At 59.1% G+C, this 26,187-nt stretch carries 26 protein-coding genes; 9 read left to right on the top strand and 17 right to left on the bottom strand.

The window, feature by feature from the left end; genetic code table 11:
- The first annotated feature begins 72 nt into the window (after positions 1-72).
- Positions 73-564, top strand: a complete 492-nt coding sequence (locus PMI35_RS12530) for a GNAT family N-acetyltransferase (RefSeq protein WP_008061384.1) — start codon at positions 73-75, stop codon at positions 562-564.
- Between the two features lie 79 nt (positions 565-643).
- On the opposite strand, the gene PMI35_RS12535 is transcribed toward PMI35_RS12530, so the two are convergent.
- The 4 genes from PMI35_RS12535 to PMI35_RS34970 all read right to left on the bottom strand — a co-directional run bounded on the left by PMI35_RS12535 (position 644) and on the right by PMI35_RS34970 (position 5,566).
- Positions 644-859, bottom strand: a complete 216-nt coding sequence (locus PMI35_RS12535) for a hypothetical protein (RefSeq protein ID WP_008061382.1) — start codon at positions 857-859, stop codon at positions 644-646.
- A gap of 106 nt (positions 860-965) precedes the next feature.
- Complete coding sequence (locus PMI35_RS12540; RefSeq protein ID WP_008061380.1) at positions 966-3,206, bottom strand: TonB-dependent siderophore receptor; 2,241 nt, start codon at positions 3,204-3,206, stop codon at positions 966-968.
- Positions 3,207-3,442: 236 nt separating this feature from the next.
- A complete protein-coding gene (locus tag PMI35_RS12545) occupies positions 3,443-5,188 on the bottom strand; it encodes a phosphoethanolamine transferase CptA (RefSeq protein WP_008061378.1) in 1,746 nt (581 codons plus the stop codon).
- Between the two features lie 201 nt (positions 5,189-5,389).
- Positions 5,390-5,566, bottom strand: a complete 177-nt coding sequence (locus PMI35_RS34970) for a DUF6026 family protein (RefSeq protein ID WP_008061376.1) — start codon at positions 5,564-5,566, stop codon at positions 5,390-5,392.
- Between the two features lie 272 nt (positions 5,567-5,838).
- Here PMI35_RS34970 and gnd point away from each other — a divergent pair, with 272 nt between their 5' ends.
- The 3 genes from gnd to PMI35_RS12560 are packed head-to-tail and all read left to right on the top strand — an operon-like array spanning position 5,839 to position 9,157.
- Complete coding sequence (gene gnd, locus PMI35_RS12550; protein WP_008061374.1) at positions 5,839-6,819, top strand: phosphogluconate dehydrogenase (NAD(+)-dependent, decarboxylating); 981 nt, start codon at positions 5,839-5,841, stop codon at positions 6,817-6,819.
- Positions 6,816-8,339 (top strand): glucose-6-phosphate dehydrogenase, encoded by a 1,524-nt coding sequence (gene zwf / locus PMI35_RS12555; RefSeq protein WP_008061372.1) that lies wholly within the window; start codon positions 6,816-6,818, stop codon positions 8,337-8,339. The genes gnd and zwf overlap by 4 nt, the downstream gene beginning before the upstream one ends.
- Positions 8,336-9,157, top strand: a complete 822-nt coding sequence (locus tag PMI35_RS12560; protein WP_008061371.1) for a Cof-type HAD-IIB family hydrolase — start codon at positions 8,336-8,338, stop codon at positions 9,155-9,157. Before zwf ends, PMI35_RS12560 begins: the two co-directional genes overlap by 4 nt.
- A 101-nt stretch (positions 9,158-9,258) precedes the next feature.
- On the opposite strand, the gene nhaB is transcribed toward PMI35_RS12560, so the two are convergent.
- The 3 genes from nhaB to PMI35_RS12575 all read right to left on the bottom strand — a co-directional run bounded on the left by nhaB (position 9,259) and on the right by PMI35_RS12575 (position 12,679).
- A complete protein-coding gene (nhaB, locus tag PMI35_RS12565) occupies positions 9,259-10,761 on the bottom strand; it encodes a sodium/proton antiporter NhaB (RefSeq protein WP_008061370.1) in 1,503 nt (500 codons plus the stop codon).
- Positions 10,762-10,839: 78 nt separating this feature from the next.
- Positions 10,840-12,129, bottom strand: a complete 1,290-nt coding sequence (locus tag PMI35_RS12570; protein WP_008061369.1) for a delta-60 repeat domain-containing protein — start codon at positions 12,127-12,129, stop codon at positions 10,840-10,842.
- Positions 12,130-12,412: 283 nt separating this feature from the next.
- A complete protein-coding gene (locus tag PMI35_RS12575; RefSeq protein WP_008061368.1) occupies positions 12,413-12,679 on the bottom strand; it encodes a hypothetical protein in 267 nt (88 codons plus the stop codon).
- A gap of 343 nt (positions 12,680-13,022) precedes the next feature.
- Between PMI35_RS12575 and PMI35_RS12580 the strand changes: the two genes are divergently transcribed.
- On the top strand, positions 13,023-14,348 hold the full coding sequence (locus PMI35_RS12580; RefSeq protein ID WP_008061367.1) for a sigma-54 dependent transcriptional regulator: 1,326 nt from the start codon (positions 13,023-13,025) through the stop codon (positions 14,346-14,348).
- A 217-nt stretch (positions 14,349-14,565) separates the two neighbouring features.
- On the opposite strand, the gene PMI35_RS12585 is transcribed toward PMI35_RS12580, so the two are convergent.
- From PMI35_RS12585 to pnuC, 8 genes are all read right to left on the bottom strand, one after another.
- Positions 14,566-15,846: a hypothetical protein gene (locus PMI35_RS12585; protein WP_008061366.1), complete on the bottom strand. Its 1,281-nt coding sequence runs from the start codon at positions 15,844-15,846 to the stop codon at positions 14,566-14,568.
- A 46-nt stretch (positions 15,847-15,892) separates the two neighbouring features.
- On the bottom strand, positions 15,893-16,645 hold the full coding sequence (locus tag PMI35_RS12590) for a hypothetical protein (RefSeq protein ID WP_008061364.1): 753 nt from the start codon (positions 16,643-16,645) through the stop codon (positions 15,893-15,895).
- Positions 16,646-16,679: 34 nt separating this feature from the next.
- A complete protein-coding gene (locus PMI35_RS12595) occupies positions 16,680-17,360 on the bottom strand; it encodes a C39 family peptidase (RefSeq protein WP_008061363.1) in 681 nt (226 codons plus the stop codon).
- Positions 17,361-17,421: 61 nt separating this feature from the next.
- Positions 17,422-18,936, bottom strand: a complete 1,515-nt coding sequence (locus PMI35_RS12600) for a hypothetical protein (protein WP_008061362.1) — start codon at positions 18,934-18,936, stop codon at positions 17,422-17,424.
- Positions 18,937-18,987: 51 nt separating this feature from the next.
- Complete coding sequence (locus PMI35_RS12605) at positions 18,988-19,560, bottom strand: hypothetical protein (protein ID WP_008061361.1); 573 nt, start codon at positions 19,558-19,560, stop codon at positions 18,988-18,990.
- A 1-nt stretch (position 19,561) separates the two neighbouring features.
- On the bottom strand, positions 19,562-19,999 hold the full coding sequence (locus tag PMI35_RS12610) for a hypothetical protein (RefSeq protein WP_008061360.1): 438 nt from the start codon (positions 19,997-19,999) through the stop codon (positions 19,562-19,564).
- Positions 20,000-20,331: 332 nt separating this feature from the next.
- Positions 20,332-20,856: an AAA family ATPase gene (locus tag PMI35_RS12615; protein ID WP_032831754.1), complete on the bottom strand. Its 525-nt coding sequence runs from the start codon at positions 20,854-20,856 to the stop codon at positions 20,332-20,334.
- Entirely contained in the window at positions 20,853-21,416 is a 564-nt protein-coding gene (gene pnuC, locus PMI35_RS12620) for a nicotinamide riboside transporter PnuC (protein WP_008061358.1), read from the bottom strand. Before pnuC ends, PMI35_RS12615 begins: the two co-directional genes overlap by 4 nt.
- A 271-nt stretch (positions 21,417-21,687) precedes the next feature.
- On the opposite strand from pnuC, the gene PMI35_RS12625 reads away from it, so the two are divergent.
- Entirely contained in the window at positions 21,688-22,518 is an 831-nt protein-coding gene (locus PMI35_RS12625) for an undecaprenyl-diphosphate phosphatase (protein ID WP_008061357.1), read from the top strand.
- The gene (locus PMI35_RS12630; protein WP_008061356.1) at positions 22,515-22,925 is read left to right on the top strand and encodes a DUF1294 domain-containing protein; all 411 of its coding nucleotides are present in this window, start codon (positions 22,515-22,517) and stop codon (positions 22,923-22,925) included. Before PMI35_RS12625 ends, PMI35_RS12630 begins: the two co-directional genes overlap by 4 nt.
- Positions 22,926-22,936: 11 nt before the next feature.
- Here the strand turns inward: PMI35_RS12630 and PMI35_RS12635 are convergent, their stop codons facing one another.
- On the bottom strand, positions 22,937-23,296 hold the full coding sequence (locus PMI35_RS12635) for an MmcQ/YjbR family DNA-binding protein (protein WP_032831753.1): 360 nt from the start codon (positions 23,294-23,296) through the stop codon (positions 22,937-22,939).
- On the bottom strand, positions 23,293-24,201 hold the full coding sequence (locus PMI35_RS12640; RefSeq protein ID WP_008061343.1) for a LysR substrate-binding domain-containing protein: 909 nt from the start codon (positions 24,199-24,201) through the stop codon (positions 23,293-23,295). The genes PMI35_RS12635 and PMI35_RS12640 overlap by 4 nt, the downstream gene beginning before the upstream one ends.
- Positions 24,202-24,332: 131 nt before the next feature.
- On the opposite strand from PMI35_RS12640, the gene PMI35_RS12645 reads away from it, so the two are divergent.
- Both PMI35_RS12645 and PMI35_RS12650 read left to right on the top strand, forming a co-directional pair.
- Entirely contained in the window at positions 24,333-24,944 is a 612-nt protein-coding gene (locus PMI35_RS12645; RefSeq protein ID WP_008061341.1) for an FMN-dependent NADH-azoreductase, read from the top strand.
- Between the two features lie 181 nt (positions 24,945-25,125).
- Entirely contained in the window at positions 25,126-26,163 is a 1,038-nt protein-coding gene (locus PMI35_RS12650) for an alpha/beta hydrolase family protein (RefSeq protein ID WP_008061340.1), read from the top strand.
- Positions 26,164-26,187 lie beyond the last annotated feature (24 nt).

Genomic DNA, 26,187 nt, shown 5'->3' with positions numbered 1-26,187 from the left:
ACATGACGCTCAGGATAGGGTCGTAGTCCGATGCCTACGTATCGGGACTACTTCATGTGATCGGGGATGGAAATGGATTCCGCAGAAATTCTTGTGCTTCAAGCCAGCTATACCAATCCGGTGCACGCCGAGGCGATTGGCCTGGTATTGAACAGTTACGCCGAAGATCCAATGGGGGGTGGTCATTCCCTGCCTGCCACGGTGCTGGAACATCTACCGGGTGAGTTGGCCAAGCGCCCCCATGCGTTCAGCGTTCTGGCCTTTGTCGGCGGCGAGCCGGCCGGGTTGATCAATTGCTTTGAAGGCTTTTCGACCTTTGCCTGCCGGCCATTGGTCAACGTGCACGACGTGGCGGTGGTGCCGAAGTTCCGCGGCCTGGGCCTGAGCCAGCGGATGCTGCACAAGGTCGAGGACATCGCCCGCCAGCGCGGCTGCTGCAAGATCACCCTGGAGGTGCTGGAAGGCAATGCGCCAGCGCAGGCGTCCTACAGCAAGTTCGGCTTTGCCCCGGGCGAGTTCGATCCGGCACACGGGCGCATGATGTTCTGGATCAAGCCGCTTTAATCCGGGCAAAAAAAGGGCGTCCATCAGGACGCCCAACAGAAGTCTCTGACCGAAGAGCAAACGGTCAGAGGTGTAGCAATCATTTCGGCCGATAGGACTCGGTCATTTGCGCGGTTTGATCGTCCGGCACCCGCAGCTCTTTTGCCTGCTCTGGCGTGATGTTGCCCAGCGCCACTTGCTGGTTGTAGTGCAGGGTTGCGTAGTAGTAGCGCATGCGTTCGGCGCCGCCTTCGGCCAAGGCGCTGGCAGAACCCAGTGTCATGAGGACCGCGAGGATCAAGGTGGATCTTTTCATGGTGTGCCTCCCACTTACAGATGTCGGATGCCTTTCGTCCATGAGTCAATGAATCAAAGTCGAACGCTCATTATCCGCCGATTCGGTTAAATGGGAATTAATAACTCTAGAGCTTCCAGTCGAGGCTCAGGGTCACCGTGCGCGGGTCGCCCCAATACACGCCGTTGTAGAACCCGACGTTGTCGTAGTACTTCTTGTCGAACAGGTTGTTGACGTTCAACGAGGCCGACAGGTGTCGGTCGAATGCGTAGCGCGACATCAGGTTGACCACGGTGTAGGCCTCCTGCTGGATGTTCGTGCGCTCGGTGATGATGCTGTTATCGGCGCGGCGACCGACAGGGCGATTGGCGCCGCGATAGATGTCGCTCTGCCAATTCAGCGCAGCACCAACGGTCAGCGCCTGCCACTCGCCGGGCAAGTGATAAGCGGTGGAGAACCGCAACATGTTCAACGGCTGGACCGTGTTGATACGCTGTTTTTCACCGTCGACCGAATGGGTGTAGGTGTAACCGGCGGTCATGTTCCAGCCCTCCATGACCTCGCCTGACAGCTCGGCTTCGAAGCCTTGCACTTTGTTGCCTTTACCGCTGGATTTATAGAACTCCTCGCCGGTCACCGGGTCCGGCGGCACCGAGTCGTCCAGTTCCGCGACGTTGTCCTGCTTGCTCCAGAACAACGCGGTGGCCAGGTTCAATCGTTCTTCCAGCAGGCTGCCCTTGAGGCCCAGTTCATAGTTGCTGCCGACCACAGGTTCAAGGTATTTGCGACTGCTGTCTCGCACCGTCTGCGGTTTGAAGATATCGGTGTAGCTGATGTAAACGGTGTACTCCGGGGTCAAGTCGTAAAGCAGGCCGGCGTAGGGCGTCCACATGTCGTTTTGTTGCTGGCTGCTGTGATCGATGCCGTTCAGTTGCAGGTTGTCGTCGTAACTGTTGGTGGTGGTCGAGGTTTTCCAGCTGCCATAGCGGCTGCCGAGCACGGCGTGCAGTTCGTCGGTGAGGTTCAGGCGCGTGGCCAGGTAGCCGGCTTTCTGCCGGGTATAGTCTTTCGAGCCTGTCAGGCTGGTAACGGAGTCGGGGAATTTGCCGATGTTGCCCATGTATTTCCAGTCAGGGACATTTTCATAATCTGCAGCTCGCGGGCCATCCACCGTGTAAGGAGAATCCTCGCGGCGCTCGGCTTCGCCATAACCCACCATCATTTCGTGATCGCGCCCAAATAGCGTGTAGGGGCCGGACACGTTGAAATCATAGGCCTGCATTTTTTGCGTGCCGATCATGTGGCTGACGTTGGCGACCATGCCGCTGCGGTCCGCCTCGGGGAAGCCACCGCCGGCGTAGTAGATCTTGCCGTCGGTGTCGCTTTCGCGGTGGGTGTAGGCGGCCTTGAGCTGCCACCCGCCGCCGAGCTGGTGGTCGAGGTTGGCAAACGCGGTCTTGTCCTTGAGCGGCCAGGAACTCCAGGACGTGGCCATGTTGGTCGAGCGCCCAAGGTTGGCCTTGCTGCCGTCGGCGTTCCAGTACGGCACCGTGCCCCAGGACGTGCCTTGCACGTGCTTGTTCTGATAGTCGTAACCCACAGCCAGCAGGGTGTCGTCAGTCAGGTCGGCCTCGAGCACACCGTAGCCGACTTCCCGTTGCTGCTGGTATTTGTCCCGGTATGAATCGCTGTCGCGGTAGGCCACCACCCCACGACCGCGCAGGCGCCCGTCGAACGCCAGCGGGCCGCCGACGTCCAGGTAGCTGTAGTAATCGTCGTAACTGCCGCCGCTGACACCGCTCTTGGCTTCCCACTGCGACGTGGGGCGTTTGCGCACCATGTTGATGGTGGCAGAAGGATCACCTGCGCCTGTGGTCAGGCCCGTTGCACCGCGTACCACTTCGATGTGGTCGTAGATGATGGTGTCGGAATCGGACTTCATGTAGCTGAAGGTATTCAACATGCCATCGATCTGGAAATTGTTGATGGTGTAGCCGCGCGAGGAATAGCTGACCCGGTCCGAGTCGTTGTGCTGGACCACTATGCCGGTGGTCTGGCTCATGGCTTCGGACAGGCTGCCGAGTTTGAAATCGTCCATTTGCTGGCGCGTGACCACGGATACCGATTGCGGTGTGTCCTTGATCGACAGGTTCAGGCGGGTGGCGGTGCTCATGGCCCCGGTGGTGTACGAATCGGTATTTTCGGTGGTGCTGCCCAGACTCTGGGCGGTGACGTTGGTGGCGCCGAGCACGAGGGTTGGCGCCAGCGGGGCGCTTTCGGTCTCGGTTTCAGCCAGCAGATCCGGGCTCAGTGCGGCACCGCACAGGCCAAGGGTAAAAGTCATGGAACGGGTGATAGGCGCGAACATCGCAGCCGACTCCTTGTCGTCGAGGGAAAAATCCGTTTATGCAAAGACGAAGGAGGGGGGAGGGATTTAGGGGTAAACGAGAATAATTATTATTTTGTGGGGTGTTCCTGCCACACAAAACAACTGTGGGAGCGAGCCTGCTCGCGAAAGCGGCGTGTCATTCAACATTGATGTCGACTGACCTGGCGTCATCGCGAGCAGGCTCGCTCCCACAGGGAGTACAGCCTTGAAAACGGTTATTTTTGTACGACTTCAGGCAAGACTGGCGCAGCTTTTGGCTTAATCAGGCTGAAATCGATCAATGGCCGCTGTTGCCGCTCGTAAGGGTTACCGATCAGCAAAGGTCGCGCCTTGAAGCTGTCGCTGACCACGCTCTTGGTGCGATCGAGTTCATCGAAACTCAGGCCCGCCAGGTCTGCCCAGGTATGGATCAGGTGCGAGCTGCTGTAGGGACGCTCCAGGTCAGCGCCAAAGTTCCAGTCGTGGCTTTCTTTCCATTTTGGCGAGGCCCAGGCCATGAACGGGATGGTGTACATCGGCGCCGTCGGCTTGTTCTCGTTGCGCCCCAGAGTGCCATGGCCCGGGGAGTCGAACACGTCTTCACCGTGGTCGGAGAGGTAGAACAGGAAGCCGTTCGGGTCGGACTTGGCGAAGTCCTTGATCAGGCTCGACACCACGAAGTCGTTGTACAGCACGGCGTTGTCATAGCTGTTGTACGTTGGCAGCTGATCGTCCCGTACACCGGCCGGAACGCCGTTGCGGTCCTTGAACTTGTCGAAGGTCGCAGGGTAGCGGTACTGGTAGCTCATGTGCGTGCCGAGCAGATGCACGACGATCAGCTTGCGCGGTGCCGCGTCGGTCAGGGCCTTGTTGAACGGCTCGATCACGTCGCCATCGTACTGGGCGGCATTCTGGTTGCGGTTGTTGTTGAGGTACACCTGCTCGTCGGCCTGCTCGGAGAAGGTCGTGAGCATGGTGTTGCGCTTGGTCATGGTCTGCTGGTTGGTGATCCAGAACGTCTTGTAGCCGGCCTGTTTCATCATGGCGACCAGGGACGGCGTGGACAGGTACAGCTCAGGGTTTTCTTCGTCGGCGAAGGTCAGCACCTGTTGCAACGCCTCGATGGTGTACGGGCGCGGCGTGATGACGTTATCGAAGACCGCCAGCTGGTCCTTGAGCTTGTCCAGTTCCGGAGTGGTTTGCCGAGGGTAGCCGTACAGGCTCATGCGCTGACGGTTGGTGGACTCGCCAATCACCAGCACCAGGGTCGCGGGCTGGTTGGCCGTCGAATCCTTGAAGTTGTGCAGTGGCGCAACCTTGCTCGCGCTGTGCAGCATCTGTTGCATGTTGGCCAGGGTATCGAGGTAGCGGTGATAAGCCACGGCCATCTGCCATGGCACCGCCGGCTCGATGCGGGTTTCGAATTTCTCGAAGCCTTCGGCGAAGCTGCCGGTACGCAAGGTGTGCTTGACCAGCGGATAGCCGATCACGCCGACCGCTATGGCGGTGGCCGCCACCAGTGCCTTGGCGCGAGGCAGGTACACCGGGCGCAGGCGTGTCCACAGGAAGTAACCGACCGCGGTGTGCGCGAGGAAAGCCGGGACCATCCACCAGGCAAAATACTGGGTCATGTACTCGCCGGCTTCGGACACGTTCGACTCGAACATGATGAAGATGACGCTTTGCGAGAATTCCTGCTGATAGATGAAGAAGTAACCGAGGCTGGCCATCGAGCACGCCCACAGCACCACGCCTATGACCGCGGCCATCACTCGGGTTTGGCGGGGGAACAGCAGCATCGGCGCCAGCCAGATGGCACTCATCACGAACGCCTGGCGAAAACCGGTGAAACCGGAGGTGCCAGTCAGTTGGATCAGCAGTTGGGTGATGCCGGAAAAATACCAGAAGAACAGGAACAACCAGAGAAATCCTGCCCAATCGAAACCTTTCGCAGACGAATCGCTGCGTTTAAACCAAGTCATTCAACGCTCCAGCCAGTAGTCAGTCGCACCGCCTGGCCCACGCAGTCGCCGAAAAAACGGCGGCCGCGCGCGGCCCAGGCGGCGCACATTGCGCCGGAGTATCAACAAGCGAATGTGAAAACTTCGTGAGTTGCCGGGAGTAAAGGGGGGATATGGCGTGTCGGAAGCAGTGCAGGGCTGCTTCCGGCTTGGGCGGGAAGATCAGGCGTGAGGTGCCCGCTGGGGCAGTGGCAAGGGCTGTTCGCCCTGGGTCAGCAAGCGCAGTTGCGCCAGCTCCTGTTTCAACTGGTCGCGCTCGTCTTTCAACTGACGCAATTCATCGCGACGGATAGTGACGTAAAGGGTTTGTGCTGGCAGTGCGGTGTGTACTGTGCCCATTGCTCACCTCGCAAATGGCGTGTCTCAACTGTAGTTGGCCGCCGAAATCGGTGGCTGATCTACTATCGGCGCCAATTTTGATTTCTTTTGCCCCCGAAGGGAACTTTTTTATTTTTCATGGTCGTTGTGTCTTCGGCACGATTCCCGACGTTATCCATCAGGATCGGGCACAATGCCCGGAAACTTCACGCCAACGCTCTGGACTAACCTCATGAGTCGCGTTGGGCTATAACCTTTGACACACATTTATTTGTAGTAGGGAGCATCAGCACATGCAACTCGGGATTATTGGACTGGGCCGCATGGGCGGCAATATTGCGCGGCGCCTGATGCTCAACGGACATTCCACCGTTGTGTACGACCGCAATACCGCCTTCGTCGATACCTTGAGCAGCGATGGCGCCACCGGCGTCGCCGATCTGCCGGCCCTGGTTGATGGCCTGGCCAAACCACGAGCGGTGTGGGTCATGCTGCCGGCAGGCGCACCGACCGAAGACACCATCGACACCCTGAGCACCTTGCTCGAAGCCGGCGATACCATTATCGACGGCGGCAACACCTTCTATAAGGACGACATACGCCGGGCCAAGGCGCTTTCGGAAAAAGGCCTGCACTACATCGACGTCGGCACCTCCGGCGGCGTCTGGGGCCTGGAGCGCGGTTATTGCATGATGATCGGCGGCGACACCGAGACCGTGAAGCGTCTTGATCCACTGTTCGAAAGCCTCGCTCCGGGCATGGGCGATATCCCGCGCACCAAGGACCGCAAATCCGATGACGACCGTGCCGAGCGCGGTTACATCCACGCAGGTCCCGCCGGCGCCGGGCATTTCGTCAAGATGATCCACAACGGCATCGAATACGGCATGATGCAGGCCTTCGCCGAAGGTTTCGACATCCTCAAGACCAAATCCAGCACCCTGCTGCCGGAAGACCAACGTTTCGACCTGAACGTCGCCGACATTGCCGAAGTCTGGCGTCGTGGCAGCGTGGTGTCGTCCTGGCTGCTGGACTTGACTGCCGACGCCCTGGCCAGCGATCCGAAACTCGACGGTTACTCCGGTTCCGTGGCGGACAGCGGAGAGGGTCGCTGGACCGTCGAAGCAGCCATGGAGCAAGCAGTGCCGGCCACCGTGCTGACGACCGCTCTGTTCTCGCGCTACCGTTCCCGTGGGCAAGGCACCTTTGGTGACAAGATCCTCTCGGCCCAGCGCTTCGGCTTCGGCGGCCATGTGGAGACTGCGAAAAAATGACCCACGGGATCCGCAGGAAATCCAAGACTGAACCCGCGCCACCTACCACGCTGTTCCTTTTCGGCGCCCACGGTGATCTGGTCAAGCGCCTGCTGATGCCGGCGCTGTACAACCTCAAGCGCGACGGTTTACTCGGGGATGGCCTGCGGATCGTCGGCGTTGACCACAACGCCATCAGCGATGAAGGCTTCGCCAGGAAGCTCGAAGACTTCATTCGCAGCGAGGTGGCCGGCAAAGTCGGCAAGGGCGATCAGTCCCTTGATCCAGACTTGTGGGCCAAACTCGCCAAAGGCATCAGCTACGTCCAGGGCGATTTCCTGGACGACAGCACTTATAAAGCGCTGGCGGCAAAAATCGCCGACAGCGGTACTGGCAATGCGGTGTTCTACCTGGCCACCGCGCCACGTTTTTTCAGTGAAGTGGTGCGTCGTCTCGGCGCATCCGGTTTGCTCGAGGAAAACCCGGAAGCATTCAGGAGGGTGGTGATCGAAAAGCCCTTCGGCTCCGACCTGCCAACCGCCGAGGCCTTAAACGCCTGTCTGCTCAAGGTCATGACGGAAAAGCAGATCTACCGGATCGATCATTACCTGGGCAAGGAGACTGTGCAGAACATTCTCATCAGTCGCTTTTCGAACAGCCTGTTCGAAGCCTTCTGGAACAATCACTACATCGACCACGTTCAAATCACCGCCGCCGAAACCGTCGGCGTCGAAACCCGTGGCAGTTTCTACGAAAACACCGGCGCCCTGCGGGACATGGTGCCCAACCACCTGTTCCAGTTGTTGGCGATGGTGGCCATGGAGCCACCGGCTGCGTTTGGCGCCGACGCGGTCCGTGGCGAAAAGGCCAAGGTAGTCGGCGCGATACGTCCCTGGTCGGTGGAAGAGGCCCGGGCCAATTCGGTGCGGGGTCAGTACACCGCGGGGGACGTCGATGGCAAATCCCTGCCGGGCTATCGCCAGGAAGACAGGGTCGCGCCTGACAGCAACACCGAAACCTATGTGGCCCTCAAGGTCATGATCGACAACTGGCGCTGGGTTGGCGTGCCGTTCTACCTGCGTACCGGCAAGCGCATGAGCGTGCGTGACACCGAGATCGTCATCTGTTTCAAGCCTGCGCCTTATGCGCAGTTCCGCGATACCGAAGTCGATGAGCTGGCGCCGACGTACCTGCGCATCCAGATCCAACCCAACGAAGGCATGTGGTTCGACCTGCTGGCCAAACGGCCCGGCCAGGCCCTGAAGATGGACAATATCGAACTGGGGTTCGCCTACAAGGATTTCTTTGAAATGCAGCCGTCCACCGGCTACGAAACCTTGATCTACGACTGCCTGACCGGCGATCAGACCTTGTTCCAGCGCGCTGACAACATCGAGAACGGCTGGCGTGCGGTGCAGCCTTTCCTGGACGCCTGGCAGCAGGATGCCAGCGTGCAGACCTATGCCGCGGGTGAAAACGGACCTAAAGCCGCCGAAGAACTGCTGGCACGCGATGGTCGCGTCTGGCACGGCCTCGGATGAGTGGCGAGTCGCAACAATCCATCCGCTTGCTGCTCAGTGACATGGACGGCACGTTATTGTTGCCCGATCACAGCCTGAGCCAGCGCACCATCGATGCGGTCCGTTCGTTGCGTGAGGCCGGCGTGTTGTTCAGCCTGGCCACGGGACGGCCACCCAGGGCCATGTTGCAGACGATCGAGGCCTTGGGTGTCGACCTGCCCACGGCAGCCTTCAACGGCGGCACCCTCGTTCATCCCGACGGCAGTTTGCTCGTCGCGCATTACTTGCCGGCCACCGCGGCGTTGACGACCCTGGCGCTGTTCGCCGATCAACCGGAGATCGATGTCTGGGTGTTCAGCAGCGGTGACTGGCTGGTGAAAGACTCGACCGGCCCCATGGTGCCGCGTGAGCAGCACGGGCTGGGATACCCGCCAGTGGTGGTCGAAAGCTTCGAACCGTACCTGGCCCGCATCGACAAGATCGTCGCCGCCAGCAACAACACAGCGTTGCTGGTGGAGCTGGAGGCCCGGTTGCTGGAAAAAGTTGAAGGGCAGGCCCAGGTCTCGCGTTCGCAACCGGTGTATCTGGACGTGACTGCGATGCAGGCCAACAAGGGAGAGGCGCTAAGGACGCTGGCCGAATTCCTCGGAGTGCCGTTGGCGCAGACGGCTGCAATGGGAGATGGCGGCAATGATCCGGCGATGTTTCAGGTGGCGGGGTTGTCGATCGCCATGGGGCAGGCGGAAGAGGCGGTGAAGCGTCAGGCGAATTTGGTTACCGCGAGCAATGCAGAAGACGGTGCTGCGTTGGCAATCGAGCAATACATCCTGAAACGCTGAACCCCCGTAGGAGCTGCCGCAGGCTGCGATCTTTTGACTTTGCTTTTCACAACAAGATCAAAAGATCGCAGCCTGCGGCAGCTCCTACAGTAGGTGTGTTGTTACAACCAGAAACTCACGGCGTACCAACCAAGAACGCCCATCACCACCGTATATGGCAACGCCATCCACACCATCCGCCCATACGACAGGCGAACCAGCGGTGCAATCGCCGAGGTCAGCAGGAACAGGAACGCTGCCTGGCCATTGGGCGTCGCCACGCTGGGCAGGTTGGTGCCGGTGTTGATCGCAATCGCCAGCGTCTCGAAATGCTCGCGGCTCATGTGCCCGGAGAGGAAGGCCTGTTTCACTTCGGTGATGTAGATGGTCGCCACGAACACGTTGTCGCTGATGGCCGAGAGCAGGCCGTTGGCGATGTACAGCATGCCCGGTTGTTGCTCGGCGGGCAGGGCCAGCACCCAATGGATCAATGGCGTGAACAGCTGTTGATCGTGGATCACCGCCACCACGGCGAAAAACACCACCAGCAACGCCGTGAAGGGCATGGCGTCCTTGAACGCGTTGCCCAGGCGGTGCTCGTCGGTGATGCCGGTGAACGCGGTGATCAGCACAATCACCATCAGCCCGATCAGGCCCACTTCCGCCACGTGAAAGGCCAGCCCGGCAATCAGGATCAGGGCTGCCACACCCTGCACGAGCAACGCTGCACGCTGGCGTGAAGTGCGCTCGGCATTGTCTTGGGCGGCGTAATTGGCCAGCACGGTGCGCACGTTGTCCGGCAGCAAGGTGCCGTAGCCAAACCAGCGCAGCTTCTCCAGCAGGACGCAGGTGACCAGGCCCGCGACCAGCACCGGCAAGGACACCGGCGCGATCTTCAGGAAAAATTCGGCGAAGTGCCAGCCCATTTCATGGCCAATCAGCAGGTTCTGCGGTTCACCCACCAGCGTACATACGCCACCCAGCGCCGTACCCACGGCGCCGTGCATCAGCAGGCTGCGCAAAAACGCGCGGAATTGCTCAAGGTCAGCGTGATGCAGGGTGGGCAGGTGCTGGTCATCGTTGTACTCGCTGTCCTGGCGCGGATCGCTGCCCGAGGCGACGCGGTGGTACACCGAGTAAAAGCCGACGGCGGCACTGATGATCACCGCGGTCACGGTCAGGGCATCGAGAAACGCCGACAGGAACGCCGACAAAAAGCAGAACATCAGCGCCAGCAGGGCCTTGCTGCGCACCCCGAGCAACAGGCGCGAGAACAGGAACAGCAGCAGGTCTTTCATGAAGTAGATACCCGCGACCATGAACATCAGCAGCAGGATCACCGGGAAGTTGTGCAGCAACTCGTCATAGAGCGCCTGGGGTGTGGTCATTTTCAGCAACAGCGCCTCGACCAACAGCAAGCCGCCGGGCATCAGCGGATAACATTTGAGGGCCATGGCCAGGGTGAAAATGAACTCCAGCACCAGCAACCAGCCCGCCACCACCGGGCCTGCGGTCCATAACGTCACGGCGTTGAGCAGCAGGAAACCGACAATGCAGGCCTTGTACCAGCGCGGTGAGTTGCCGAGAAAATTGTGCGCGAACGCCTGGGCCATCGAGCCGGACATCGGCTACTCCTTGTATTAAGAAGCGCGCAACTTGCCGTAAGCCGAACAGAAGATCAAGCGTAGGAAAAGTCCATCGAACTAACCCAGGTAGCGTGCGACGATCGCCCGATAGCTGCCGTCCAGGGAATAGCCGGCGACGAGGATGTTACGGTCATCCTGCACCGCGATCGAAGTGGCCGTGTCGAGGCTGCGCCCAAGACGGGTGCGCACCCATCCGTTGCCGTCGCCAAAATCGCCATCGACTTCGCCGTTAGGCAGGTATCGACCCAACACAAAGTCGGCCTCGACACCGCCAATGGTGGCGCCGGTTGTCAGCACGCTGCCGTCCGGCTGCACCTGGGCGGCGGTCCACTGGCAGCCGCTGTGGCCGATTTCCAGCAAGTGCGCCTGGCCGCCATTGCAATGATGGTCCGGGCGTCCATTAGAGTGCACCTTGAGCGCCAGGCAGCGCATGGGGTCGCGGCTGCTGCCAAAACATTGCACGTCGCCGTTGTCCCGCTGGACGATCTGGCTGACCTGGGCACCCTGTCCGCTGGCCTTGAAACTCATGAAACCATCGACGGCAAAGCTGCTGTCCAGGCTGCCATCGGCGTGATAACGCGCCACCAGTCCTTCTTCTGGAAAGTTGATCGATCCACCCACCAGGATGCGACCGTCGCGTTGCACCGTCACGCTGCTGAGCCAGGTATTCATCAGCAGGTGCCTGACCATCACAAAGCCGCGGCCATTGAAGGTGCTGTCCAGCGTGCCATCGGCGTTCAGGCGTATCAGCATGGCGGCATGATCGGCCAGTTCGAAATGATGATTGGCCACCAGCAGTATCCGACCATCTTCCTGCACGTCGACGCTGCAGGCCTCGGCGCCCGGTACTCCCGGGGGTAGCCAGACATCGCGCATGCCCCGGGACAAGTTGCCTGGCAGGCGCACGACACAGCGGCCATTGTCGCCAAAACGCTGGACCGGTTGACCCAGCGAGTCAAACAGCGCCAGGGCGGGAAGCGTGCGGTGATCGCTTTCGTATTGCAGGCCCGCAATCAACAGGTGCCCATTGGGCAGCACCTGCACCTTGCCCGCCATGGCCTCGAAGCCCGGTTCGAATTGCCCGATGACGCTGCCTTGATTGCCAAAAGCCAGGTCCGCCGAACCGTCTTTCAGCAAGCGCGCCAGGCCAAAGCGGTTGCCCCCAGGCATTGCGACCTTTGCCGCCACCAGTATCCGGCCCTGTGAATCAATCGCGATGTCGTTGGCCAGACTGGAGGTGCTGCCGAAGAAATACACCTGGGCGGTGCCTTTGGCTGCGAAGGTGGTATCGAGCTTTCCGGCATGATCGACGGTTGCGGGGAAAGCCAGAACGGACTGGATTGACATCACGCATCTCCTTGCGAGTCGTCCTGATCCAGAAGTTGGGCGGTGGCGACTGTTAAGAGAATATTCAATCCCTGAATGGTTGAATGCACAACTGTCAGAACTAACAGGTGGAGGGTCGTTGTGTGCCACAACAGTGTCTTTTCGAACCAAACGCAAGCCAGCAAAGAATAAAGGGCGCGCCGAAGTTCAAGTAAGAAAGCGTCTTAAGTGCAGTTGGAGTTAAAAGTCAGCTAACTAACGCCAGCGAAGGGCGCGGATTACTCCAGAGTAATCCGCCCTACGATTATTGTGGCATTGACCACGATTGCAGTGCGTAGCCTTCTTCGCTCAACTCGGCGCGCGCCTGTTGCAGCAGGCATTCGAGCTGCGCTGGATCGGTATAGGCGCTGCTCGGGATCTGCTTGCGTCCAATATTGTTGTTGGTGCGGTCGATCACGGTGAGGGTCAGTTCGCCATTACCGTCCTGTGGGGCCCAGGCCACGCATTTGAAAGGTTTGAATGCGCGGTCGGCAATCAGCAGAGCTTCGTTGACACGGAGCGGGGCGTTCATAGGTCGTCTCTCTATAGGCCCAATCAAGTCAATTGCCGTCGGTTGGGCTTACCGTTCGGCTGGTTACTTGTACTGATGCCCGCAACCGGGGTTCAGGTCACACACATTCAAAAGAAATTTCAACTTTCTTCTAATCCCCGCGCAAACAAGCAGGTGTTGAAAGCGCAATGAAAGAAAACATTCGTCAGGTTGTTGGAAAAACCCGTTTCTTATAACTCTTTACGTACCAGGCCTATAGTCAAACGGTACAAGCGCCCGTCAAATTCTTGCTAACGTTACAGCCAGGTCCGCCAAATGACTGTTTTTAATAAAAAATCCTAAAATTTGGCGTCAAGGAAATCACATGAGCGAAGCGCCTGCGTTACGTCGTCTATTAGTGGTGGATCCCTGCGACGACTGCCATCGTCTGTTACCGGGATTACGTTCCGTGGGTTGGGACGTTGACAGCTGCTCGCTGGACAACGCTGCCGATCGTAGCTGTGACGTGGGCTTGTTACGATTACAGCCTTTTCATCTTGAGCATCCGGATACGGTCAAAGAGGTGATCAGCCGCAGCGGTACCGAGTGGATCGCCGTGCTTAATCAGGATGTCCTGCGGCTACAGAATGTCGGGGACTTCGTCTGCGAGTGGTTTTTCGATTTTCATACCTTGCCGTTCGATGTCTCCAGGGTCCAGGTCACGCTGGGTCGGGCCTTTGGCATGGCGCGCTTGCGCGGGCAGGGCACGGTTCATATCGATCAGCCCGAGCACGAGTTGCTGGGCGACAGCAAGCCCATACGCGAACTGCGCAAATTACTGAGCAAGCTGGCGCCCACCGAGTCGCCGGTGTTGATTCGCGGTGAAAGCGGCACCGGTAAAGAGTTGGTGGCCCGCACGCTGCATCGACAATCCCTGCGCCATAGCAAACCCTTTGTCGCGATCAATTGCGGGGCCATTCCCGAGCACCTGATCCAGTCCGAACTGTTCGGCCACGAGAAAGGCGCCTTTACGGGCGCCCATCAGCGCAAGGTCGGGCGGATCGAGGCGGCCAACGGCGGCACGCTGTTTCTCGACGAGATCGGTGATCTGCCCCTTGAACTGCAGGCGAGCCTGTTGCGCTTCCTCCAGGAAAAACACATCGAGAGGGTGGGCGGCAGTCAGCCGATTCCCGTGGATGTGCGGGTGTTGGCGGCAACCCATGTTGATCTCGAGGCGGCGATCGAGAAGAAAAGCTTTCGCGAAGATCTGTATTACCGCCTGAACGTGTTGCAAGTCGCGACCGCGCCCCTGCGTGAGCGCAATGGCGACTTGTCGATGCTGGCCAACCATTTTTCCCATTTCTATAGCCGTGAAACCGGCCGCCGTCCGCGTAGCTTCAGTGAAGACGCCCTGATAGCCATGGGCAAGCATGACTGGCCGGGCAATGTGCGCGAACTGGCCAACCGGGTACGTCGCGGCTTGGTGCTGGCCGAAGGCCGGCAGATCGAAGCGAGAGACCTGGGGCTGATCAGCCATCACGCCATTGCCGCGCCGATGGGCACGCTGGAAGACTACAAGCACCGGGCAGAGCGCCAGGCCCTGTGTGATGTGCTTAACCGCCACAGCGATAACCTGAGCATCGCCGCCAAGGTGCTGGGGATATCCAGGCCGACTTTCTACCGGTTGTTGCACAAGCATCAGATCCGCTAACCAGCCGCTGCGGTGTACCTGCCGCACCGCGCCATCGTACTTCGCCTGCAGGAGCGAGCGGGCGGCGATCCGACTTGCCCGCGAACCAGACGCTGCGGTTTACCTGTTGCACCGCGTCATTCGCCGGCAAGTCGGATCGCCGCCCGCTGGCTCCTACAGAAGATATAACCGCAAAAACCCCGTTGCGATTGAAGTCGCAACGGGGTCTTGTCGTGGGTCAGAAGTAGTACGGGAATTTCAGGCTGAAGGAGAAGTCCGGCGAGTCGTCGGTCAGGCCGATGGCCAGGTTGGGAACGATTGTCAGGTTGTCGGTGGCGGCCAGGGTCATGCCGATGTTGAAGTTGGCCGAGTTGTAATCGCTGTTGGAAATCGATTGCCAATCGCCGCCGTCCGGCTTGATTTTGCTCTTACGGGCGAACTGGTCGGTGAACGAGAACGACATACTCATCTTCTCGTTCAAGGCGAACGCAATACCGGCGCCGATCTGCCAGGAGTCGCCCAGCTTCACGTCCCCGGGTACCTTGGTGTTGACCGTAGGGCTGATGTCGCTGAAAGAGTCCTCCATGTTGTAGGTGTAGGACAGGCTGCCGAACAATACGGCCGGGTCGAAGGTCTTGACCAGCGAGATACCCGGGGTGATCGACCAGACACCATTGCCGGTAGGCAAGTCTTCGGGTACTGCGAGGTTATCGTTACCCGGGACTTCGACCAGCTTGATGCCGTAAGGGTCCTCCCCGGTCGGCGCCTTGACTCGCAGTGTCGCCACTGCGTCGGGCAGGTTGGCCGATTCATCGAGGAACTTGTAGGCAACGCCAACGTTTATGTCGCCAATGGCCGGGTCGCGGGTAACGGTTTCGTCTGAAACCCCGTTGGCGGCGCCACCGGCGCCACCGGAAGAATACGTCGATTCGCGATAGACCACGGGCACGTTAATGTCGAACTGCCAGCGTTGGGCTACGTTGTAGCGGGCGGTCAGGTCCAGGGTCCAGTTATCCGCCTTGATGCGGTCGAGGTTGATATTGCCGAGGAAAATCGAGTCCAGTGCCAGGAAACCGTTGAGTGTCAACGCACGTGTATCGTAGTGGGTGTAGGTCAGGCCGGTTTCGACGCTGAACTTGCCACCGCCAAAGAACCCGCTGGCCTCGTCGTACAGGTTGGAAACGCTTTGCGCCGGCTCCGAATCATCCTTGAGCGACTGCCCGTAGGAACTACCGGTGGTCCCGGGCGCGCCGGCAGCCACCGTCTGGCCACTTCTGGGCGCTTCGGCGGGGGATTTGGTCAGGCGTTTGGGTGCGGGTGTCGCCGGTGCTTCTTCGACTTGGCGAACGCGCTGTTCAAGGACCATCAACGCGTTCTGTTGTGCTTCGTACCGCTGTTTCAACTCCATGAGTTCTTGTTTTAGTGCTTCGACCTGGGGGTCCGGTGCTGCGTATAGCAATGGGGCCGGTGCCAGGCTACTCAAACAGACGATAACTCTAAACGTTAACGATCGGTGCATGGGTTAGCCGTCCCTTCTGACTACAGATGATGAGACTGAGCGTAGATCAGAATCCTTGAGTGCGAAGACCTTTGAGCTGGTCCAGGTTGCCGTTCAGCGAGCTGGCTGTCGCCACGTTGTCTCGCAGCACGACATTGAAGGACGTGAGGTTTCTGACCTGGTTGCTACTGCCGAGCAAAGTCGTGTTCTGCATCAGTCCACCCTGGGCCAGGCGTTGTACGGTACTGCCCTGGTTGTTGTTGGCCACGATGTTGAGTTGCACGCCCGTACCGCTCGAGGAAACGCTCAGCGAGCCCGCGCCATTGGAACCGACCAAGGTCGAGCCCGCGGCCAGTGCCTGGCCTTGTTGTTGCGTGGCTGGCGCCTGGCTGGCCTTGGTGACGTTGATATCAACGTTGTTGTAGGCACTGTTGTTATCGCCGGCAGCCCGCACGACTTGAGTGACGCCTTCGGTGCTGTTCAGGCCGGCGCCGCCCGTGACGGTACCCGTGCCAGTACCAGGGGTTTGACTACGCGCTGAGCCATTGCCTTTTTCGTCGATCATCGTCACATAGAACTGTGGCTTGATGGTCGATTGTTGAATCTGCATCCTGGAAGTTGCCCCGATCACTTCACCGTTGGCGTTTTGCCAGGTGCTGGTCATGGCAATGCCGAAACTGATGATCCGCCCCGGCATGACATAACGACCGCGCAGGCTTGCCAGTTCCTGGTCGTTCAGTTCAATGGGCTTCAATATTTCTGCATGGATTGGCAGGCTGGCGGCCAGGCAGACCACGGCCAGCCAGATTGGAGTCTTCATTGGATACTCCCGGAGCGTCGTGCTCCTTTTGTTATTAGAAGAAGTCGCTTTGAATGAATCCGAAATCCATCAACTCCGCGTCCTGTACCGGGCTGAAGGTGTTGACGCGGTTTTTGGCGGTCAGTGGCAGGGGCGGGTCGAGCAACGCATTGGCTTTGTCGTAGCCTTGGCCGATGACGGCAAAGATGATGCCGTTCCAGCCTTTGATAAAGTCATCGATTTTGTAGCGTTTATGCCCCAGTACCGGATCGCCGATATAGACCCAGTCGTTTTGGACTCTTTGCATGACCACAAAGTGTTTGTAGCCACGGATGTCCAGGAGTACCACCACAGGAATTTTGATCTCTTTCAAGGATTCCGGTGATACCCGGTAGCCACGGGCCCGCATGCCGATACTTTCCACGTAGCGCTTCATGTCGAGCATGGAGAAGCCCTGGACGCGGACCAGATCCTGATCGGAGTGTGACAGCATGCCTTCGATGATTTGTTCTTCGTCTACGTCCAGCCAGTAGGCCTGGCGCAGGATCGTCGCCAGCGCCGCGGCGCCGCAACTGAAGTCGGTTTTCTGTTGCACCAGGTCGGCAAATTTGCGCTCGCGTACGCTCTGGATCGGCTTGTACACCAGCGCACCGCCCGGCAGGACGGACAGCGGCAGCTGTGCAGCCTCGATCACACTGGACACGCAAAGCAAGATTGCCAAGGCGATAATACGCATGGTGGGACGCCTTCTGGTTGGGTTTAAAAAGGCCCCCGGACGGGGGCCTCTGCAGACAGCATTAGAACGATTGGTTGGAGATGGCCAGCGAGTTGCTTTGTTGGTTGCCCACACCAGCAGCCACGTTGACACCCAGGTTGCCGCTGCCGCCGTTCACCGAACCGCTCAGGGTTGCAGTGTTGGTCACAGGGTTGGCCCAGCCGGTTGGAGTCAGCACTTGATAAGAGTAGGTGTTACTCAAATCATACGAGCTGCTTTCGCTCCAGCTTTTCGCTTTTGCGTACTCGGATTCGGACGACTTGCTGCCCGATTTGTCATACGACGATGCGTTGGCTTTCTCGAACGAAGTGTCGAACGATTTTTCGAACGAGGAATCGCGCGATTTGTCGTACGAGGATTCACGGGATTTGTCGTACGAGACGTCGAGAGACTTGTCGAACGAAGATTCACGCGATCTGTCGAACGAGGATTCGCGCGATTTGTCGAACGATTTGTCTACCGACACGTCAAGCGTTGCGCTAAGCGAAGCGCTAAGCGATGCCTCGGACTCTCTGCTGCGGGTGCGATCGCCAAAACCGTTGTTGACGGTAGTGGAGTGGGAAGCCGCCGCCGCAGCATCCAGGGTCGCGTCCAGGGAAGCATTCAGAGAAGCACTCGATGAACCGCTTGCACTGCTGCTGTTGGAACCACTTGCAGCGCTGCTATTGGAACCGCTTGCATCCAGGCTGAAGGAACCGCTTGCGCTGCTGCTGTTGGATCCGCTTGCATTACTGCTTTTGGAACCGCTTGCATCCAGGCTGAAGGAACCGCTGGAGCTAGAGTTCTTGGAACCGGCAGCGGCCCAGCTCGACGAATTGCTTTGACTGCCGCTGGCTTCGAAGGACTTCTCGCGAGAGGCACTACCACTAGCGGTTTTGGTAACCGTAATGGTATCTACGCGATAGGTCCGGTCAGCGGTGTTATTCACAACGAGGCCAGGACCGTCTTGATTGGCGGAGGCGGTGGCTCTTGCGCTACCGAGTGGAGCATTGGTATTGGCAATTGCCATGGTGTTTTTCTGTTGGTTCAGATCGCCGCCAGCAATGTTGACACCCACGTTACCGCTGCTACCGTCGGCGGATCCACTCATCGTGGCAGTGTTGGTTACGCCGAAGTTGTTGACGTAGTTACGGTTGCTGGTTTGCCTTACTTCAGCGTTGGCAGTGGCACTGCCGAACACGAAGCTGTTGTCGATCGCGGCGTTGTCGGAGGCTGCGTTGGCGATGGCGGCGGCGTTGTCTTGCTGGTTGCCGTTACCTGCCGCCACGTTGACGCCGACGTTGCCGCTTGCGCCTTGGGCCGAACTGCTCATCTCGGCCGAGTTTTCTACCCCTTCATTCCAGATGCGGTTGTTGGTGCTGCTCTGTCTGTCGTGAGCATTGGCAGTCGCACTGATAGGGATCATTTTTGCAGGAGGGGTGTGGTGTCCGCCGTTGTGATGGTTACCACGCCGATCGTTTTGCCCAGCTTGTACAGCAACAGCCATGACCGCAGCAATTGCGAAAACCAGAGGCTTTAATGCCATCGAAGGTTTCATGGTGATTCTCCGTACTTATTTTAGGTTAAGTGTTGTTATTACCTGTTTGGGTCAGTCCACGACCCGTACGCTAAGGGTGTTGGCCATGCGGTTTCCCACCCCGGCGCTCTGATTCAACTGAATGAGCCCACGGCTACCGGTGAAAGCCTGGTCACTGGTAGTGACCTGGCGATAGCCTGGTGCAGAGTCAGTTGGATCGGAGTTGTAGAGCAGCGTCACGTTCTGTTGCATGAGGACGCTGTCATCGATACTTTGCGGCTGTGCACTGGTGCTGATCCGCAGCGCATTGGCTTGCTGGTTGCTGGCACCCGCGCTCTGGTTGACGCCCAACACGCCATTGCCATGGCTGAAGGAGTCGCCTTGAATGCTCGATTGGGCATCCATATTGCGGTCGACAATGGTGCGCAACCGTTGGCGAATTTCTGTGGTCGCGCTGGCGTTGTGACCCGCGGCGATGGCCCGGGCATTAGCCTGTTGCTGCAGGTCGCCGGCCGCCTGGTTGACCGCGAAGTTGCCTTGGTACTGCGCGCCCGAGCCGTCGATGTCGGCGTTATTGATGACGGGGGATTGGGCGAAGGTCGATGCACTGCAAAACATGGCGAACATCAGCAGCGTACGATTCATCTTAACGGTCTCCCGTTATGATATTCAGGGCGCCCAGGCCCCGTTGGACGTTGGAGTTGACCATGTTGGCAATGCCGCTGCCGGAATTGCCCGAGCGCCCGGCGGGGAGGTTGGAAAGCTGGGTCTGGTTGCTGATGTTGCCGCCCAGGTTGTTGGTGTTTTGCGTCACCATGCGGGAGATGCCTGCACCACTGGCGACGCCGGCAAAGTCGCCGTCGCTCAACTCGTTGGTTTGAGCGAGGATCTGCTTGGACGGGTTGGCGTTCGCGGTCGTGGGGTTGGGGTCGGGAACGAGCGGTGGAACGGTTGCGTTGCGCACCTGGACATCACGCTTGATGATGATGATGCCGTTGTCAGCTTGTACAGGCAGGCAGACCGTTAAGCTGAATGCGCATCCGACCAGCAGGAGACTATAGAGACTGTTATCAAATTTCCCCACGACGGCAATTCCTTCTGTAAGTGGAACGCTGGCCCTTATCAGCGTTGCAGGGGAAGAGAGCAGAAGGTGTGCCGTTTTTGGTTTTGCTTTTAATAACAGTGGCTTGGCTTTAACTGTTGAGGTGATGAAAAACACTTTGTAACGTCATTGAGACAAAGCCAGGCAAAAGCGCCGTCCATGCTGGCGGCATTGCTCGCTAAGGTCGTATCAGGCAGGTTGTATCAGTGGCTTAACATTTTCTGGCGAAAATGCTGTAACCGCTTTAGTTCGCGGGTTTGCGCAGGGGAGGGTGTTTCAGGAATGGACGTTTTCGGCAGGAAGTGGCCGCCCTGTCAAGCCATGAGCAAGCGCGCGACAGCGTCAAATGCCGCGTCCTTGCGCTGTTGCCAGTCACCTTGCAGTACCTGGCAAGGCTGGTGATGCAGGTCAAGCCACTGGCGGCTGGCCTGGAAAAACGCCTGGCGTTCTGCCAGTTGCGGTTGGCAACGCTGACCGTCGTCGTGCCAGGCCACTGTCTCAGGACTTAGCAGCAGGTGCAGGTCGTAATGGCGCTCCTGCAATGCCTGTTCGATCCACGTCGGGCAAACGCCAAACAACGTGCGACTCCATAACATGTTGCTCAACAGGTGCGTATCGAGAATCAACAGGGACGGCTGTTTTGCGCGTGCCTCATCTTCCCAAGTCAGCTGGCCAAGTGCTATGGGCGTGATGTCTTCGTAGCAGGTTAGCCGGGCTTCATTATCGATGAAATACCGAACGTACTCGCCGACCAATATGCCGCCGAAGTTGGCGTGAATCTCGTTCGCGAGCCAGCTTTTGCCGCTCGATTCCGGTCCTGCCAGCACCAGTACCTTCATGGGCACAGCAGCGGATCGCTGCGCCATGTGCGCCAGCCTTGAATGGCCAGAAGGAAAAACAGGAAATACAGGGCCGCCGTCAGGTACATCCCTTTATAGAGGAACAGGCCGACGAAGACACAGTCCAGGACGATCCACAGCGGCCAGCACTGCAGGCGCTTTTGCGCCATCCACCATTGCGCCACCAGGCTGAAGGCCGTCAGGGCCGCATCGAGCCAGGGTTGCGCGGCATCGGTCCAGTGCGCCATGGCGGCGCCCAGCAACAGGCTGCCGAGCGCGCCAAGGGCCAGCCCGAATGCCACCGCTTGCCCGTCCAGCCGGCTGAGTTCGCGCCCGTGATGTGCCTGGCCTGCGCGCGTCCACTGCCACCAGCCATAGATCTGCAGCGCGGCATAGATCACTTGCAGCAACATGTCCGAATACAGCTTGACCTCGAAAAAGATCCAGCTGTAGATCAGCACCATGACCAGGCCGATCGGCCAGCACCAGGGGTTCTGCTTGACCGTCAACCAGACGGCAATGACGCCGAGTGTAGCGGCAAACAGTTCAAGCCCGGACATGCAGGTTCCTTGGAGAAATCGAAGAGGGGCGATTGTAACCGGATTACGGCGAAGAGGCTTGTTCCAGCGCTTCCCCGGTGTCGACAACGCGGCAGCGAAACGCGCACTTGTCTGCTAGGATTTCGTCCCCGCACGCAAAAACCTGAAATCAAACTGATTTTTCACGAAACGCTGGAATTTTTTGCGTAGGCTTGTGCGCGCGGGACGAAACGAAAACGGCTTTGAATAAATTAACGGGGCATGCGTCCACGCATAGCCTTTTGGGGGATTGATGGATCTTTGGACGGCCTTTCAGGCTTTGATTCTTGGCGTTGTAGAAGGGCTGACGGAGTTCTTGCCCATTTCCAGTACCGGGCACCAGATTATTGTCGCCGACTTGCTCAATTTTGGTGGCGAGCGCGCCATGGCGTTCAACATCATTATCCAGCTCGGTGCCATCCTGGCGGTGGTCTGGGAGTTTCGTCGCAAGATTTTCGACGTGGTCGTGGGCCTGCCGACGCAGCCCAGTGCCCGACGCTTTACCGCCAACCTGCTGATAGCTTTCCTGCCGGCAGTGGTTCTCGGGGTGATTTTCGCCGACCTGATTCACCACTACCTGTTCAACCCGATCACGGTGGCCACCGCATTGGTCGTTGGCGGGATCGTCATGTTGTGGGCTGAAAAGCGCCAGCACGAAGTGCATGCCGAAAGCGTCGATGACATAACCTGGAAAGACGCCCTGAAAGTCGGCCTGGCCCAGTGCCTGGCGATGATTCCGGGAACCTCGCGCTCCGGCTCGACGATCATCGGCGGCTTGTTGTTCGGCCTGTCGCGCAAGACCGCTACCGAGTTTTCCTTCTTCCTGGCCATGCCGACCATGGTGGGCGCGGCGGTGTACTCGGGCTACAAGTACCGCGACCTGTTCGTGCCATCTGACTTCCCGGTGTTTGCGCTCGGCTTCGTCACTGCGTTCATCTTCGCGATGATTGCGGTCAGGGGCTTGCTCAAGTTCATCGCCAGCCACAGTTACGCGGCGTTTGCCTGGTACCGCATTGCGTTCGGCTTACTGATCCTGGCCACCTGGCAGTTTGGCTGGGTCGACTGGACCGCGGTCAAGCCATGAACGATGTCAGCGCGCGCAACGGGGCAGGCATCCGCAATGTGCGTTTGAAACTGCTGGTGTTCGCCATATTGTGCGCGCTGCCGTTGTTCGGTTCGATGTCGTTGTGGCTGCAAGGGGTTTCGCTGATTCCCCTGGCGGCCTACGGCGTCGTCAGCGTGCTTGCGTTCCTGCTGTACTGGCGCGACAAGCGCAAGGCGCGCTTTGATCGCTGGCGCACGCCGGAAAACGTTCTGCATGCGCTGGAATTCGCCGGCGGCTGGCCGGGTGCCTTGCTCGCGCAGCAAGTGTTCCGGCACAAGACGCGCAAGGTGTCCTTTCAACTGGTGTTCTGGATCATTGTCCTGCTGCACCAGGTGTTCTGGATCGACCGGTTATTCCTGGGGGCGCAGCTGTTCGCACTGGTCTGACCCTGCAAGTACTAAAGCAGTAAGCCGACCTGGGTGCGCTTGGGTAACTTGCTCACCACCAGTTGATGGGAGCGCCGCAGCAAGCCTTGTAGTTCCTCGGCGCCAAGCGGGTAGGGCGTGGCCATGATGATCCATTGGGCTCGCGCCAGATAAGGCGCCGGGTGAATACCCGGACGGTCGCAGTGCCCGAGAAACAGGTCCTTGTCGACCTTGAACGCCAGGGAGTCGCCGCGCAGGTTCTGCAAGGCGAACATCTTGTTACCGGCAATCGAAAATACCCGCACGCCACCCCATTTGTAATCTTCACGGGCACCCGGCAATGCCAGGCAAAAAGCCGCCACGTCGGCCTCGTTCATGCGTCCTGCCTTCATATCAAGCGATCCCCACAGGCATTGAATGTTTCGATCAGATGGTCGAGCCAGGCACGCACGGCCGGCATCACTCCGCGCCGATGGGGGTAGACCGCCTGCAGCCAGCCCCCTGGCAACGACCAGTCGGGCAGTAACTGTACCAGTGAGCCGTTTGCCAGTTCCTGTTCGCAATACATCATCGGCAGCGTGGTAAAACCCTGGCCGGCCAGTGTGCAAGTCTTTCGCACGATGAAGTCGTCGATGCCCAGCCGTGCTTCAAGGGCCAGGTCGTATTTTTTGCCCTGGCGATCGACCAGGCCGATGTGCACCAGACGGTCGGGCTCGAGGGCGCCGAGCACAGGCAGGTTTTTCAGGTCATCGGGGTGATTGATCTCAAGCCCCTGGAGGAAGGCGGGGCTGGCGACCATCAGCATCTGCGCCTGGCGCAGGCGGCGGGTTACCAGCAACGGGTCTTCATCACCCGGCTCGCGTACTCGCAACGCAACGTCCACGCCTTCGGTCACCAGGTCTACGCGACGATTGACCAGCATCACCTCCAGCTGGACTTGAGGATACTTCTCCAGAAAGTTGCTGATCACCCCCGGCAGCATTTCGTGTGCCAGGCCGACCGGGGAAGAGACCCGCAAGCGCCCGCGCGGTTCGCTGGACATGCTGGCCACGGCTTCGTCAGCCATTTCCGCTTCCAGTAACATCGCCTGGCAATGGCGCAGATAGCGCTCGCCTACAGCAGTGAGTTTCAGCTGGCGGGTGGTGCGTTGCAGCAAGCGTGCACCCAGGCGCTCTTCAAGTTCGGCAATGCGCCGCGACAGTCGCGACTTGGGAATCCCCAGCAAGCGCCCCGCGGCCGCGAAGCCGCCGGCCTCGACGACTTTGGCGAAGTAATAGAGGTCATTAAGGTCTTGCATGGGTGCTTTCTCGATCGTTCTATCAGTGAGACAAACTATCGCATTGTTGCACTCTAATCAGCTATTGGTTTCGCCTGTAGGATTGTTTCCATCAGATCGCCCTGGCGGCGATCCTCACCTGGAGATCCCACATGAAACTGCTGCATATCGATTCGAGCATTCTTGGTGACAACTCGGCTTCCCGTCAGCTGAGCAGCGAAGTCGTCAAAGCCTGGCAAGCCGCTGAGCCGTCCGCCGTGGTGACCTACCGTGACCTGGCTGCAGACGCTATCAGCCATTTCTCTTCGACCACCCTGGTTGCAGCGGGTACCACCGCTGAACTGCGCGACGCCGCCCAACAGCACGAAGCTCAGCTGAGCGCGTCGACCCTGGCCGAGTTCCTCGCCGCCGATGCCGTGGTTATTGCAGCGCCAATGTACAACTTCACCATCCCGACCCAACTGAAAGCCTGGATCGACCGCATTGCCGTTGCCGGCCAGACCTTCCGCTACACCGAGGCCGGCCCTGAAGGCCTGTGCGGTGGCAAGAAAGTCGTGATTGTTTCGACTTCCGGGGGCCTGCACGCCGGCCAGGCCACCGGTGTTGCCCACGAAGACTACTTGAAGGTGTTGTTTGGTTTCATCGGCATCACCGACATTGAGTTCGTCCGTGCCCACGGCCTGGCCTACGGTGACGAAGTGCGCGGCAAAGCCATGAGCGATGCCCAGGCGCAAATCAGCGAGCAGTTGTTCGCCGCCGCGTAAGGCTTGGGTAAAGACCCGCTGCCGCTGCAGGCAATCTCCAAAAAACTCTGTATTCTGTTCACGCAAGTGGCAGATGCGGAGTTTTTTGTTTCTGGTTGTTGCCAGTTGTTGTTGCAAATTGTGGCCCGAGTTATGCAGTCGAGGCTTAACGTCTCCGTTCCGGTAGCAGGTGGGGCATCCTATGGTGCGTCTTTGTGCAGGTTTACTGATCTGTCTGCTCGCCAGCCTGAATCCAGTGCACGCAGCACCTGCGCCGCATCCTCACTGGAGCGTCGGTTTTCATGAGATGAGTTTTCTTGATCCGCTCGATTTGCAACCGATGCGTGCCATTGCCTTTTATCCTTCGAGCGCCAAGGAACACTCCAGCAGGCTTGAGGGTTACACCGTCGAAGCCGGCGAAGACACCAAAGTCGCCATGGGCCGGTTTCCGATGCTGATGCTGTCCCATGGCAACACCGGCACGCCGCTGGCTCTGCATGACCTGGCCACGTCGCTGGCACGCAAGGGCTTTGTAGTGGTGGCGGTAATTCATCCGGGCGACAACTCCAAAGACCACAGCCGCCTGGGCACCTTGAGCAACTTGTATGGACGGCCGATCCAGATTTCCGAAGCCATCACCGCGACGCTGGGTGATCCCATGCTCGCACCCTACGTCAATGCCGAACAGGTCGGGGTCATCGGTTATTCGGCGGGCGGCGAAACGGCGTTGATACTGTCCGGCGCGACCCCGGATCTGGATCGTCTGCGCCGCTACTGCCAGGAACGCCCGGACGACCATGATGCCTGCAATACCCAAGGTGAACTGATCGTCGACCGCGACGATTTGCAGCCGGTGGCCGATCCGCGGGTCCATGCGTTACTGCTGATGGCGCCACTGAGCCTGAAGTTCGGCCGTCAAACCCTGGCCGATGTGCATGTCCCGGTACTGCTTTACAGCGGCGATGGCGACAAGCTGGTGGCTCCCGACAAGAACGCCGCTGCCCTGGCGCGCAAGCTGCCCGTCGCCCCTGACTTCAAACTGCTCGCCGGGGCCGGGCATTTCGTGTTCATGGCACCCTGCAATGACGAACAGATCGTCAACATGCCGGCCCTGTGCACCGATGCCGAGGGGGTCGATCGTGTGGACATTCACCGCAACCTGATCTTCGAAGCCGGGCGTTTTTTTTCTCGCACGCTGGGCAGGGCGACGCGGGCCGGGATGCAGACCGCCGATCAATGAACGGCGAGCAGAGGTCTTTTATAA

This window comes from Pseudomonas sp. GM78, from assembly GCF_000282475.1.
Classification (GTDB): domain Bacteria; phylum Pseudomonadota; class Gammaproteobacteria; order Pseudomonadales; family Pseudomonadaceae; genus Aquipseudomonas.
This window is presented reverse-complemented; position numbering and strand designations above follow the sequence as displayed.

Coding starts and splice junctions, on each gene's coding strand:
- gnd (WP_008061374.1), top strand. CDS start 5,839: ATGCAACTCGGGATTATTGGACTGGGCCGCATGGGCGGCAATATTGCG.
- PMI35_RS12650 (WP_008061340.1), top strand. CDS start 25,126: ATGGTGCGTCTTTGTGCAGGTTTACTGATCTGTCTGCTCGCCAGCCTG.
- PMI35_RS12600 (WP_008061362.1), bottom strand. CDS start 18,936: ATGAAACCTTCGATGGCATTAAAGCCTCTGGTTTTCGCAATTGCTGCG.
- PMI35_RS12535 (WP_008061382.1), bottom strand. CDS start 859: ATGAAAAGATCCACCTTGATCCTCGCGGTCCTCATGACACTGGGTTCT.
- PMI35_RS12635 (WP_032831753.1), bottom strand. CDS start 23,296: ATGAAGGCAGGACGCATGAACGAGGCCGACGTGGCGGCTTTTTGCCTG.
- nhaB (WP_008061370.1), bottom strand. CDS start 10,761: ATGTCCGGCTCGATGGCCCAGGCGTTCGCGCACAATTTTCTCGGCAAC.
- PMI35_RS12575 (WP_008061368.1), bottom strand. CDS start 12,679: ATGAACGCCCCGCTCCGTGTCAACGAAGCTCTGCTGATTGCCGACCGC.
- PMI35_RS12590 (WP_008061364.1), bottom strand. CDS start 16,645: ATGAAGACTCCAATCTGGCTGGCCGTGGTCTGCCTGGCCGCCAGCCTG.
- PMI35_RS12530 (WP_008061384.1), top strand. CDS start 73: ATGGATTCCGCAGAAATTCTTGTGCTTCAAGCCAGCTATACCAATCCG.
- pnuC (WP_008061358.1), bottom strand. CDS start 21,416: ATGTCCGGGCTTGAACTGTTTGCCGCTACACTCGGCGTCATTGCCGTC.
- PMI35_RS12625 (WP_008061357.1), top strand. CDS start 21,688: ATGGATCTTTGGACGGCCTTTCAGGCTTTGATTCTTGGCGTTGTAGAA.
- PMI35_RS12605 (WP_008061361.1), bottom strand. CDS start 19,560: ATGAATCGTACGCTGCTGATGTTCGCCATGTTTTGCAGTGCATCGACC.
- PMI35_RS12570 (WP_008061369.1), bottom strand. CDS start 12,129: ATGTCAATCCAGTCCGTTCTGGCTTTCCCCGCAACCGTCGATCATGCC.
- PMI35_RS12560 (WP_008061371.1), top strand. CDS start 8,336: ATGAGTGGCGAGTCGCAACAATCCATCCGCTTGCTGCTCAGTGACATG.
- zwf (WP_008061372.1), top strand. CDS start 6,816: ATGACCCACGGGATCCGCAGGAAATCCAAGACTGAACCCGCGCCACCT.
- PMI35_RS12630 (WP_008061356.1), top strand. CDS start 22,515: ATGAACGATGTCAGCGCGCGCAACGGGGCAGGCATCCGCAATGTGCGT.
- PMI35_RS12595 (WP_008061363.1), bottom strand. CDS start 17,360: ATGCGTATTATCGCCTTGGCAATCTTGCTTTGCGTGTCCAGTGTGATC.
- PMI35_RS12645 (WP_008061341.1), top strand. CDS start 24,333: ATGAAACTGCTGCATATCGATTCGAGCATTCTTGGTGACAACTCGGCT.
- PMI35_RS12540 (WP_008061380.1), bottom strand. CDS start 3,206: ATGTTCGCGCCTATCACCCGTTCCATGACTTTTACCCTTGGCCTGTGC.
- PMI35_RS12585 (WP_008061366.1), bottom strand. CDS start 15,846: ATGCACCGATCGTTAACGTTTAGAGTTATCGTCTGTTTGAGTAGCCTG.
- PMI35_RS12580 (WP_008061367.1), top strand. CDS start 13,023: ATGAGCGAAGCGCCTGCGTTACGTCGTCTATTAGTGGTGGATCCCTGC.
- PMI35_RS12640 (WP_008061343.1), bottom strand. CDS start 24,201: ATGCAAGACCTTAATGACCTCTATTACTTCGCCAAAGTCGTCGAGGCC.
- PMI35_RS12615 (WP_032831754.1), bottom strand. CDS start 20,856: ATGAAGGTACTGGTGCTGGCAGGACCGGAATCGAGCGGCAAAAGCTGG.
- PMI35_RS34970 (WP_008061376.1), bottom strand. CDS start 5,566: ATGGGCACAGTACACACCGCACTGCCAGCACAAACCCTTTACGTCACT.
- PMI35_RS12545 (WP_008061378.1), bottom strand. CDS start 5,188: ATGACTTGGTTTAAACGCAGCGATTCGTCTGCGAAAGGTTTCGATTGG.